General features: G+C 44.7%; 15 protein-coding genes. 7 read left to right on the forward strand and 8 right to left on the reverse strand.

Annotated features, from left to right (window positions below):
- Window positions 1–7: 7 nt before the first annotated feature.
- Together VGD82_RS03830 and VGD82_RS03835 are read right to left on the reverse strand one after the other, a co-directional pair.
- A complete protein-coding gene (locus VGD82_RS03830; protein WP_331019132.1) occupies window positions 8–868 on the reverse strand; it encodes a DUF58 domain-containing protein in 861 nt (286 codons plus the stop codon).
- Window positions 865–1911, reverse strand: a complete 1047-nt coding sequence (locus VGD82_RS03835) for a MoxR family ATPase (RefSeq protein ID WP_331019133.1) — start codon at window positions 1909–1911, stop codon at window positions 865–867. The genes VGD82_RS03830 and VGD82_RS03835 overlap by 4 nt, the downstream gene beginning before the upstream one ends.
- 151 nt (window positions 1912–2062) lie before the next feature.
- Here VGD82_RS03835 and VGD82_RS03840 point away from each other — a divergent pair, with 151 nt between their 5' ends.
- From VGD82_RS03840 to VGD82_RS03855, 4 genes are all read left to right on the forward strand, one after another.
- Entirely contained in the window at window positions 2063–2833 is a 771-nt protein-coding gene (locus VGD82_RS03840; protein ID WP_331019134.1) for a hypothetical protein, read from the forward strand.
- A 52-nt stretch (window positions 2834–2885) separates the two neighbouring features.
- On the forward strand, window positions 2886–3440 hold the full coding sequence (locus VGD82_RS03845; protein WP_331019135.1) for a TetR/AcrR family transcriptional regulator: 555 nt from the start codon (window positions 2886–2888) through the stop codon (window positions 3438–3440).
- Window positions 3441–3665: 225 nt separating this feature from the next.
- Window positions 3666–3938 carry an HU family DNA-binding protein gene (locus VGD82_RS03850; RefSeq protein WP_015832053.1) on the forward strand — a complete coding sequence of 91 codons (273 nt, stop codon included), beginning with the start codon at window positions 3666–3668 and terminating at the stop codon, window positions 3936–3938.
- A gap of 277 nt (window positions 3939–4215) precedes the next feature.
- Window positions 4216–5160 carry a DedA family protein/thiosulfate sulfurtransferase GlpE gene (locus VGD82_RS03855; RefSeq protein ID WP_331019136.1) on the forward strand — a complete coding sequence of 315 codons (945 nt, stop codon included), beginning with the start codon at window positions 4216–4218 and terminating at the stop codon, window positions 5158–5160.
- Window positions 5161–5189: 29 nt separating this feature from the next.
- Here the strand turns inward: VGD82_RS03855 and VGD82_RS03860 are convergent, their stop codons facing one another.
- From VGD82_RS03860 to VGD82_RS03880, 5 genes are all read right to left on the reverse strand, one after another.
- Complete coding sequence (locus VGD82_RS03860) at window positions 5190–6500, reverse strand: MFS transporter (RefSeq protein ID WP_331019137.1); 1311 nt, start codon at window positions 6498–6500, stop codon at window positions 5190–5192.
- A complete protein-coding gene (locus VGD82_RS03865) occupies window positions 6433–7308 on the reverse strand; it encodes a pirin family protein (protein WP_331019138.1) in 876 nt (291 codons plus the stop codon). Before VGD82_RS03865 ends, VGD82_RS03860 begins: the two co-directional genes overlap by 68 nt.
- Window positions 7309–7400: 92 nt before the next feature.
- Window positions 7401–7967 (reverse strand): YceI family protein, encoded by a 567-nt coding sequence (locus VGD82_RS03870; RefSeq protein WP_331019139.1) that lies wholly within the window; start codon window positions 7965–7967, stop codon window positions 7401–7403.
- Window positions 7968–8000: 33 nt separating this feature from the next.
- On the reverse strand, window positions 8001–8564 hold the full coding sequence (locus VGD82_RS03875) for a YceI family protein (RefSeq protein ID WP_331019140.1): 564 nt from the start codon (window positions 8562–8564) through the stop codon (window positions 8001–8003).
- Between the two features lie 21 nt (window positions 8565–8585).
- Window positions 8586–9125, reverse strand: a complete 540-nt coding sequence (locus VGD82_RS03880) for a cytochrome b (RefSeq protein ID WP_331019141.1) — start codon at window positions 9123–9125, stop codon at window positions 8586–8588.
- Between the two features lie 106 nt (window positions 9126–9231).
- On the opposite strand from VGD82_RS03880, the gene VGD82_RS03885 reads away from it, so the two are divergent.
- From VGD82_RS03885 to VGD82_RS03895, 3 genes are all read left to right on the forward strand, one after another.
- Window positions 9232–10158, forward strand: coding sequence for a LysR family transcriptional regulator (locus VGD82_RS03885; protein ID WP_331019142.1), 927 nt, complete (start codon window positions 9232–9234; stop codon window positions 10156–10158).
- A gap of 167 nt (window positions 10159–10325) precedes the next feature.
- Complete coding sequence (locus VGD82_RS03890; RefSeq protein WP_331019143.1) at window positions 10326–10610, forward strand: DUF5710 domain-containing protein; 285 nt, start codon at window positions 10326–10328, stop codon at window positions 10608–10610.
- A gap of 109 nt (window positions 10611–10719) precedes the next feature.
- Entirely contained in the window at window positions 10720–11619 is a 900-nt protein-coding gene (locus VGD82_RS03895; RefSeq protein WP_331019144.1) for a recombination-associated protein RdgC, read from the forward strand.
- 49 nt (window positions 11620–11668) lie between these two features.
- Here the strand turns inward: VGD82_RS03895 and VGD82_RS03900 are convergent, their stop codons facing one another.
- Window positions 11669–11845: a hypothetical protein gene (locus tag VGD82_RS03900; protein WP_331019145.1), complete on the reverse strand. Its 177-nt coding sequence runs from the start codon at window positions 11843–11845 to the stop codon at window positions 11669–11671.

The following is an 11845-nucleotide window of genomic DNA, read 5'->3' on the forward strand; positions in this document are numbered from 1 at the left end:
TAATTTTCTAACTCGATAATTGTTCAAAATATCGTGACAATAAGTCCGGTTCAAACTTGTCACTTAAGTAAATCGCCTGATAGTCAAACCTTGAAAATAAGGTTTCAAGCGCCTGTTTGCGCATTTCAAATGCAGCGATAAATTGATCTCTAATCGACTCGCGGAAGAATATGGTTTTTTGTAAACCGGTTTCCGGGTCTATCATGTTGCCAAATCCAAATTTTGGTAGCTTTTGGTATTCGCGTGCGTCCCACAGCACTATCGGCACGATATGGTGTATAGACATGGCGCTAAGCGTTTGCTCCACCATTTCTAATGGCATATGAAAATCAGAAATCCAGAATACCAATCCTTTATGCTGGCTTAAGTATTGCGGCACTTCCAAAATACCTTCGCATCCAACTCGCATGGTGCTGATGTTTGATAATTGCTCTATGGTTTCAAACGATTGCTGCACGTTATGGTTGAGGTTGTGTGAAATATCCTCTATCACCATTTGGTTGTAGCAAATCAAGCTAAATAAATCCCCTGCTTCATGTGCTGAGTAAGCAATTGAGGCAGCAATTTCTTTGGCGACATCCAGCTTGCGCACCGTGCCTTTAAATTGCATAGAGCTTGAAACGTCACAGATGGCAAATATAGGGGTGGTATTGTCCTGATTGAACACCCTTACCTGCACTTGTTCGTAAGGATCCCTCAGGGTTTGGCGCATGTCCATGCGCCTAGGGTCAGGGTAATCTACTAACGGTACATTACCCTTGAACTCAAACCCTAAGCCACGTTGCGTACCCCTATGTCCGCCATAATGAATGCTGTTGGACTTCCACGGAATCTGGTAGTGGAATGGTTTTGCGTATGCGGGAATCATGCAGCTTTTGCCTGAGATGGCACGGCAACCGTTGCCAATATTTGTGAGGTTAATTCACGCGCAAGCACCGTTCTACGGTTTTCATACATGGTGTTGAACACCAGGCGATGAGCAATTAACTCATGAAACACCGCATGGATATCTTCAGGGTACAGGCTATCCCTGTTCATTAACCATGCGTTAACACGCGCAGCTTTCAGCAGCATTCCCATGCCGCGTGGGCTTGCACCAGTGTGGATTAATCTGTTCACGTCCACGCTATCAAGTTTGATGCCAAACTTTTCTGGGTTCTGTGTAGATTCCCATAAATCCAGCGCGTATTCTTCTAATACATTGCTAGATTTGATATGGCTTTGCAGTACATCAGAGAAGGCATTGAGCTGGTCAAACTTGAGTACATTAGGTTCTACTTGTTTGGTTAGGCTCTCAGCATGCTGGAACTTCACATCGAACATTAATGCTTTACGTAACTCTCTGTCATCAGGAATGTTGATGGGGATTTCCATCATAAAGCGGTCTCTGGCTGCAGATGGAATTTCAAACGTTTCGTTTTTCTCAACTTGGTTTCTATCTGCAAATACCACCATATGTGGCAAACGGTATTCTTGTTTGAATGCAGTGATGTGTCGCTCTGCCATGACGCGCAGCATCAAGGCATGCACCTGTGGTCTGGCGCGGTTTATTTCGTTAAAGAAGAAGACAGATAAGTTTTCACCGGCTTTTAACAGCGGGCCTTCATCAATTTTTGGTTTACCGTCTTCACCAAGGTAAGTGTGGTAAATCAGATCGTTAGGCATTAAGTCTACAGTGCCTTCTATACGCTCGTAATCACCGCCAATACATCTGGCGATAGATTGTAGCAGCGTGGTTTTGCCAACACCTACACCGCCCTCTAGCAAAACGTGACCACGCGCAAAAATGGCTATATTCATCAAATGAATGGCTTTATCTTGCCCAACAATTACCTTTTTTACCTCGCTCTCTAGTTTTAATGCATGAGCGCGCCAATCTGCTAAATTTGTGTCAAAATTTGTAATCTGCATAATAATCCTATGTAAAATAATGTTTTAGGTGGAGCTCGGTATTGCATTTAGTGATACGTTGAGTTAATATAAAGACAGGTCTGTTCACTTTTTTATAGTCTACTTTAAGATTTCTAAAAAACGCAAGACATTTTTTTGAGGTGCTTTAATTTTGAGCCAATTGCGTAATTTATATACGAGTAACCCGGACGCTTGGAGCTTCCGTGGACTACTCTCTTACTCGGCGATTAAAAGCCGGGTTCAGAATATGCGTGGTGCTAATGCTGCCATTGTTCGGTTGCCTAAAACATTAAGTGCGTGGAACTATGAACGCGTTTCAAAACGTGCCAATAATGCGGGCAAGGCGAGCTTATCTCTGGATGAAATCAATGCGGTGAGGAAATTAATTGAAGATGCAATTAGTAAGTCGACGATTAAAAATCACACTGTATTTACTGACCAGCTGTTCTTTTTGACGATTGGTGCTATACAAATTGAATCGCAGACGCACTCCAACGATGCCTGGAAGCTGCTTAATAAAACTATTGAAACGCACTTAAAGCCAAAAAATGACCGTCAACTGCTACTGGTCGGTGTATTGGTAACTGCGTTGATGGTAGGCATGAGTGCTATGCAAATGACCCATAAGCAAGGCAAAGTTAGCCCTGTGGAATCGCAAGGCGTGTTTATTGAGGCATCGACCAGCACAGCAGACCCGGTGACGATTAGCATGCTGCAGCTAGCTTACAACAAAATGAAAAGTGGTACTTGCCAGCTGCCACAAGCTGCCATGCTGCCAGAGCGTCAGAGGCAGGCATTTTTAGCCTTTGTTAACCAGGGAACAATCGATGTAAATAATGTGGAAAACCTTAGGCAGGCATTTGGATATGTCAGCTGTTTATATCCGCAAGAGTTAATGCGCCCACTGACAACAGCGTTGTAAGTTAATGAATTGTAATAACAAAACTTTTAATGAGTTTTGATAAAGGAACGATATGAAAACCAATGAAAAAATATTAACCGTAGCCACTATGCTGTTTGATAGTAGAGGCATACAGGCTTCAGGTGTTGATACGATCATTGCCGAATCTGGGGTAGCAAAAGCTACACTGTATAAGCATTTTCCAAGTAAAAATCACTTGGTAATGGCTTATCTCAGAAGTAAATCAGATAAATTTTACGAGTGGCTAAACTCGCGTCTTGTTTCTAAAAAGGCTAATTCCATCGATATTCTAGTGTCGCTTTGCGAACTGGTTGAAACCTGGATTACAACCCCTGAGTTTCATGGCTTACCTTTCCATATTGCTTCTGTTGAGTTCCCTAGCCCTGAGCATCCAATCAACCAATACTCAGCGGTGCTGGCGGCAGAGCTGCAAGACTACCTATCTAAAATCGCCCAAACTGCGGGCGCGCGTGATGCTGTTGCACTTGGTCAGCAATTAACTATCATCTTTGAAGGTGCTGCGTTGGTTGAAAGATTAAACCCCGGCTCAGGTGCTGCCAGTAGAGCCAAAAGCGCTGCAATTGCACTGATTAATAGCTCAGTGTAACTGCTCCACTCCCTCTAAATTGACGATATTAAAGTCTAGCTACCAGTACTTTGGGCACATGCTCTAGGCTTTTTAGCAGGTTTTTTATGCCTAGATGGCTAGAATTGTGCATTTATGCAGATAACTATGATTGATGGCTTAAGAATGTGTGCTAGGATGTAAATTCTCTGCAAGCCTTATAAAACCTGGCTTTGGAGCGATATTAACCATATTATAGGAATTTATATGAACAAATCTGAATTGGTCGCAAAAGTAGCGGCTGAAGCTGGCGTAACGCAAGCTGACACAAATCGCGTATTAGATGCCATCATCAATACGGTTGGTGAAGCATTAAAAGCTGGAGACAACGTAGCACTTGTTGGCTTTGGTACATTCCAAGTAACAAAAAAAGCAGCTCGTTCTGGCCGTAACCCTTCTACTGGTGCAACCATTCAAATTGCTGCACGCAATGCGCCTGTATTTAAAGCTGGTAAAACACTTAAAGATAAAGTTAACTAATTAACCTACCTACAAAAAGTAGGTTGTATTAGTTAAGCCCATGCTTAAAAACCCCACAGCGCACATGTTCTATGCTGTGGGTGTCTCTTAAAAATAAATAACCGCACCTTTGTTCTTAAGTTGCTTATTGCCAAAAATATAGCAGGCAACGTTGGCTTAAAACATCTCCTAATAGCAATTAACATTCAACTAACTTTTGCCAGCACTAATTAGTGATGCAATAATTGATGGCATCTGACCATCCTCCACATTTAGCGACTAACAAGAAACCAAACACATGGATTTACTGCTTAACTTATTGCATCAGTATGGTTTGCTGATCGTATTCATTAATGTATTTCTAGAGCAGATTGGCCTGCCTTTACCTGCTTACCCTACGATACTGGTGGCAAGTGCTATCAGTGTTAATCACCAAACTTCACTGGCGAGCCTGATGCTGGTGGCTGTTGTCGGTGCATTGCTGGCAGATATGTTCTGGTATTTTGCTGGCCGTCGTTATGGCAAAAAAGTGATGAGTAAACTTTGTAAAATCTCCCTGTCTCCAGATTCATGCGTGAAGCAAACGGAATCTATGTATCTAAAAATTGGGCCGTCTGCCCTGCTGTTCTGTAAATTTGTTCCTGGTTTTGCTTCTATTTCTAGTGCGCTTGCTGGCGCGCTAGGTACTAAATCATTCACGTTTATCGTGCTTGATGGCATAGGTGCTGCGGTGTGGGTAGGCTCAGCTATCTTGCTAGGTTCAATGTTTAGCGCCTCTATTGACCAGCTCCTGCTAACGCTGGTGGAAATGGGTAAATGGGGTGCTTTAGTCATTGCGTTAGCGTTTGTTTTATTTATTGCTAACAAATGGTGGGAGCGCTATCGTTTTCTTAAGGCGTTAAGGATGGCGCGTATTAGCGTAGGGGCATTGAATGAGATGCTGGTGAGCGGCAAGCAGCCGGTGATTATTGATACTAGACCGCCAAAGTTAATAGAAGATGGATGGATTCCGAGCGCTAGATTCGTCTCTACGGAACAAGTTGCGGACATTCTGCCTGAGATAGATATCAGCGAAGATATCGTATTGTATTGTGCATGCCCCAATGAAGTTACCGCAGCCAAAGTGGCTAAAGCGTTTATGAATCATGGTTACTTCAATGTGAGGCCACTTGCCGGTGGCATTGATGCGTGGATTGAATCAGGGTTTGCCGTTCATAAACCTACAGATGGCGAGTCAAGCTAGTACGGCTGCCTATCTTTATGCAGTCTGGATTATGACTCGCTGTATGTGGTTGCTGCAACTGCTGCACGGTCATGCATGACAATTTTCGATACAAATATAATCGCTAATACATTCAACAAAACCGCAATATAGCCTGCATATTCATATCCGGTAAATACGCCGCTTGCGTTCTGCGTGACAATAAAGCCGCCCAGCGTGGTAGATAAGCCCATTGCTAACGACTGTACCGTAGAGTTAAGTGACATAAAGGTGCCACGCAGTTTTGGCTGTGCGGCTGAAATAACCACCGTCATCCCTGGAATCATACGACCAGAGACTAAAACGAAAAAAGCCGTGGTATATAGCAGCCAAACCCACAAAGACACTGGCCCTGATTGTGTAATTAATAGGATGGGGAAAGTTGCTGCCAATCCTACCAATCTATACACCAGAACTTTCCCCGCGTGGTCGGCCCATCGGCCAATCAAGCGTGCTGTAATAAGGGTGGCGGCTCCGCCGGCCAGATAGACTAGTGGAATATCATGCTGCGAGATATCTACGTTATTGACGGCATAAACTGTCAAATAAGGAATCACGGTAAAGCTGGAGAAAATAATCAGCGCAGAAAAAATGAGTGCCTTGATATGGTTTGTATCACGCAACACGGCAAGCATAGGCGCAAATGGGTGGCTGCGCTTGATGCTTAAATGCTGGTCTATGGTTGGTAGGAGTCGGTTGGCTGTGAATAAAAACACAGCTGTCACAACTGCAATCAAGAAAAATGGTGCACGCCAAACGTAATGCGTGGCAATCCAGAGTGAAAGCGGAACGCCTGCTACCGTAGAGATGGAGAATGCGGTTGAAATTATTCCATTCGCTTTACCACGGCGCATAAACGGTATGATATCGGCCACCATGGTTTGTACCATGGCTCCCATGATGCCACCAAATACCCCAGATAATCCGCGGAACACGAGCAAGGCCGCGTAGCTCGTTGCCAATCCGCAGGCCATTGTAGCGATGCCAAAGCAAATCGACATTACAATCAGCAACTGTTTGCGCTCAAATCGATCAATAAACGCTGCGCCTAGTAGCCCAGAGAATGCTGAGCTAAAGCTGTAAGCGGCGACTAATAAGCCAAATTCGTGCGTATTGATGCTAAATTCTTGCATCAACATGGGGCCTAAAGGCATCATGATCATGAAGTCCAGAATATGGCTAAACTGGATTCCGGCGAGCGTCAGTAATACGCTACGTTCGTTGTTGACTGATGTTACTGATGGCATAAGTGGATCATGGCCGCGGCGCAGGGCTCGTGAGCTGACCTGTTTGGTAATCGACAATGGCTTGTGCAATTTCATCTTGCGTGTTCATAACAAACGGACCGTATTGCACAACCGGCTCATGTAATGGTTTTGCTGCAACCAGTAAAAAGGCGGCAGGCTGATCAAGTGTGCTAATTGCTACGTAATCCCCATCAGAAAGTGCTCCAGCCACTTGGGGCATGAGTCGGCCTTGAGCTGTGCCGTCCTCTACGTTCACTCTGCCCTCGTACGCATAGATAAAGGCGGTGTGTCCTAGTGGTACCGCATGTGCGAATCTCGCTCCGGCAGGCAAGCGGATATCCCAAAACAGTGGCGCTGTTGTGCCGCCTTGAATCGGGCCAGATAATACCTGACCTTCTATCTCGGCGTTACCGGCAACCACTCTGATTTTTCCGTCATTTGATAAATCCATTTCAGGGATTTCTTCCGGACGTATATCTCTGTACGCCGCTGGTTTCATTTTTTCTTTGGCTGGCAGGTTTAGCCATAGCTGAAAGCCGCGCATACGGCCGCTTTCTTGTTGCGGAATCTCCGAATGAATAATGCCGCGCCCTGCTGTCATCCACTGTGCACCACCGCCTTTTAGCTCACCTTGGTTGCCAAGGTGGTCACGATGCAGCATGTTGCCATCAAGCATATAGGTGACTGTTTCAAACCCACGGTGCGGATGGTCTGGAAAGCCGGCAATATAGTCATCAGGATTGCTTGATGAAAACTCATCCAGCATCAGGAATGGGTCAAGGCGAAAAGCTTGCGTCTTGCCGATGCTGCGGCTCAACCTCACCCCTGCGCCATCCGTGGTGGGGATAGGCGTAATCGATTGCTGCAATGAGCGTGTTTTCATCAGAACTTCCTTTTAGGCACTAACGCGCCTGTACAAGCGGCACTGCCAATAATCAGTGCCACGGCAAGTCTCTACAGTGGCACTAACCTTACTTATTGTTTAACAGCCTCAACTGGTAAGGTAATAGTAACTTCATCGCCAACGTATGGCACATACTTGCTCATGTTGAAATCAGAGCGTTTTACTGTTGCTGTTGCGTTGGCACCGCAAGCGTCTTTTTTCAGCATTGGGTGTGGCATGCACATAAATGATGTGACTGTTAGCGTTACTGGCTTGCTTACGCCTTTAAGTGTCAGTGTGCCATCTACAGAGGCTAACTTATCGCCATTGAAGTTCAATTTTTTTGAAGTGAAGTTAGCAACTGGGAATTTCTCAGTATTTAAGAAATCTTCGCCTTGAATATGCTCATTAAACAGTGGGTAACCAGTATTTACAGAGGTTGTGTCGATAGCGATATCCATAGAGCCAGTTTTTGTTGCACGGTCTATCGTGATTTTCCCTGTTGTTTTGTCAAAATGGCTCAATTGTGTTGAGTATCCAAAATGGCTGTATGAGAAGCGTGGGAATGTATGTGTGTTATCAATCACATAAGTTTCTGGTGCTGCCAATGCTGCGGTTGAAAAGCCAGCTGCAATAGCTAAAAGTGCGATACGTTTCATAGTGTTACTCCTGATTGTGGTGATTTAAAAAAGTTATTTGCTGGCATTGGCCAGAAAGTGAAAGTTAATTTGTATTTCATTAGCAACGGTGCCAAAGTCTGCCCACACACCCTCGCCGATTGCAAATTCAGAGCGTTTGAGTACAAAGCTACCGTCAACCTTTGCAGAATTGCCCTGCGGGGTAAATGTGAATGGTGCTGTAATCGTTTGCGTGTGGCCTTTAATCGTCATCTTGCCGCTGACTTCATAGCGGTTGGCTGCCAATTGCTTGACTGCAGTAGATGCAAATGTCGCCTTTGGGTATACCTTGGTGTTAAACCAACTTTTGCTAGCGACTTCATCATTGGCTTCATCAGAGCCGGCGTCGATACTTGCTAAATTAAGCTCAAAATCTACTTTTGCATTGGCGAGCTTGGCTGGGTCAAATGCTAACTGAGTATTAAACTTTTTAAAGCTGCCATCTACAGGCACGCCCATTTGTTTATACACAAAATGCAGTGAGCTTTTGTCACTTTGAATGCTGGTGTACTCAGCAGCCTGTGCTCCAGCAGCTAGCATCAAACCACCGATTACACTCGACCATACTTTAATATTCATTTTGCAGACCTTTCACTTAACTTAACGGGCACGCCATGGCAGCATGCGACGCAACACATCATCTTTATCTACTAGATGGTGTTTGATTGCAGCACCGATATGCCCAACTAGGATAGCCGCCATGCTGTAATTTAAAACCATATGCGTAGTTTCTAATAGATCGCCTAGCGCCTTGTCTTTAGATAACAAATCAGGGATTGGCAGTACGCCAAAATAAACGGTTTGAAAACCTTTGGCTGAGCTCATTAACCATCCAGATAATGGAATGGCAATCATTAAAAAATACAGCATGCCATGCCCAATTTGCGCACCAAGTTTAGTCATTTTAGACATGGTCCACGGCAATGCTGGCGGACGATGCTTGAGTCGCCATGCGAGGCGCAACATCACTAAGATAAATGCTGTTACGCCAGCCCATTTATGCCATGCGTAAACTTGCAGCTTGAATGGTGAGAACTTAAGCTCGTGCATATACAAACCAACGACAAATAGCGTGATTAATAATAGTGCCATTCCCCAATGGATAGCGATAGCTGTCAATGTGTAGCGAGCTTTTTGCATAGCAGTTATTTGTAGTTAAGTTGATAGGATGCTATTAAACATTTTATTTATCAGATAAAAAAGTATAATATTTCGCTATTAATTATCTAAAAATTAGATTGATACCATGCCTAATATCTCTCTTGAACAGTGGCGTTCCCTAATTACCGTAGTGGAAACTGGTGGATACGCGCAAGCCGCAGAGAAACTTTATAAAAGCCAATCAGCCGTTACCTATGCGGTGCAAAAGATTGAATCTTTATTGGCATTAAAAGCATTTGAGATTCAAGGCCGCAAAGCGGTGCTAACCCCAACCGGGCAAATGCTGTATCGGCGTGCACTGGCGTTAGTGAATGAAGCTAACGACCTGGAAGCTGCTGCTAACCGACTATCAGCCGGCTGGGAGCCAGTTATTCACATCGCGGCTGAAATTCTATTCCCTACCCGATTGTTGCTAGATTGTCTCAATCAATTCGGGCTGGAAAGCCCGCATACGCGAGTGGAGTTGATTGAGTCGGTATTAGGCGGCACTTCAGATGCGCTATATAAAGGCGAAGCTGATTTGGCAATTTCTCCTAATATACCGTCAGGTTTTTTAGGGGACCAAATCATGACAATTCAGCTGGCTGCAGTTGCGCAACGAGACCATCCGCTGCATCAGTTGAATCGCGTGTTAACCTACAGAGATCTACAATCACACCGCCATGTTGTGGTGCGCGACTCAGGTGCCAAGCGCGACAAGAGCACCGCTACCATTGACGTCAACCAACGTTGGACGGTAAGTAATATTGCAACCTCGATTGAGGCTTTAACCATGGGGTTTGGGTTTGCCTGGTTGCCGGCTGCGCACATCAAAGAGCAATTGCAATCTGGCCAGTTAAAAGCGCTGCCACTGCGTGAAGGTGGTGTGCGCACCTTACCACTTTACCTAATATACGCCAGACCAGATTTTGCAGGGCCAGGGGTTAAGCGCTTGGCAGAAATACTGATGCAGGCTGGCAAAGCAAGAAGCAGCCTATTGCAAGCAGATGGCGAAGTTCTATTCTCAGTGTAATAGGAGCCTGTATTTACCCTGTATAAACTCATTGGATATTGGTATTATCTCGACTAGATTAAGAGAGTGCATAAACAGCAACCATCAATCATATCTAATTTTCAAATCAACCTAGCCTACGTTCAATAGGCAAATCAGTTCAACTGGCAATAGAAATCAGGATAAGCATGACAGCAACAAATATCGCACTTAAAGTACCATTTAATGAAAAAGACCAAGCTAAAGCACTTGGCGCCAAGTGGAATGCGGAATCAAAACACTGGTACGTACCACAGGGCGTGAACGCAGAACCCTTTGCAAAGTGGTTTACAACTGGAGCGCCAGCCGCACCAGTAAACACCCCTGCCCCAGCTAGCAAGCAGGCGCCAGCGGCCAATCAGTCACTGGATGATGATATTGATGCCATCAATGCAAGATTAAGAGAAGCGTTTGAGGTAAGAGAGTTTGACTAGATAGAAAATTAATGGGTATCTGGTGAGGGCCATTTTTATTTAAATACAGATGGCATCTATAACAGCCTAAGTTCAGTATAATCGGCGCTTTTTTCTGAGCGCCCTTCTCATGTGGTTTAAAAATACCTTTATCTATCGTCTGGCAACAGATAGCACTATTACTCACGATCAGTTGCTTGAAAAGCTATCACTCAAGCCCCTGCTACCATGCAGTGGCCTTGATAAGCAAAGCCGTGGTTGGGTTGCATGCTACGGAGACAAACTGGTACACCATGCAAATAACCAACTGCTTTTTGCGTTAGGCGTAGAGCAAAAGCTCTTGCCAGCCACCATCATTAATCGCTTTTTAAAAGAACGTGTGACGGAGATTGAGGCACAGCAAGGCTATAAAGTTGGCAGAAAAGAGAAAAAAGAACTCAAAGAGGCAGTTACCGAAGAACTGCTGCCTAGGGCTTTTGCACTGCAGCGCACTACTTACGCATGGCTAGACCCTGTGAATGGGTATTTAGTGATTGATGCGGCCTCATCATCTAAAGCGGAAGAGCTATTAGAGTTTTTTAATAAGTCGATTGAAGGTGTGCCGTTTAAACAGTTGCATACTAATGTATCTGCTGTCAGCGCCATGACTGATTGGCTGGCAAGTGGTAATGCACCATCAGGTTTCACGATAGACCGTGAGTTAGAACTGCGTGCCGCCGGTGAAAGCAAAGCCACTATTCGTTATGCGAACCATGCGCTAGAAGGCGATGAAATACTGAAGCACATAGCCGCAGGTAAGCGAGTAACGCGTTTAGGCATGACTTGGAATGACAGAATATCTTTTGTACTCACCGAGCAAATGCAAATTAAACGCTTGGAGTTTCTGGATATTATTAAAGAGGATTCAACAACGTTAGCGGAAGATGCTGATGAGATATTTGCGCTGGACTTTACTTTGATGACAGGAGAACTGGCAAAGATGCTGGTTGATTTAACCAATGCACTGGGTGGTGAAATCCCACACAATTAGTGTGGCACGCGGTACTCAAGCTGAGTGGGTTGAGTACCTGTTAAGAGATTTAGTCGACTTGTGTAAACTTCACCATAAACTCAGCTTCGTCTCTAACGAACACTTGTTCTGGCCGTTCAACCGGAGAATACACCACCATTTTTGCGCCATCTCGGCTGTTGGTGCAGTCTGTAGCGCGATGTAAGATTTTATAAAGATTCAGGTTTTTATTATTACGCCACAACAT

Origin of the sequence: Methylotenera sp. (assembly GCF_036401095.1) — a bacterium.
In the GTDB taxonomy this organism is placed as follows: domain Bacteria; phylum Pseudomonadota; class Gammaproteobacteria; order Burkholderiales; family Methylophilaceae; genus Methylotenera.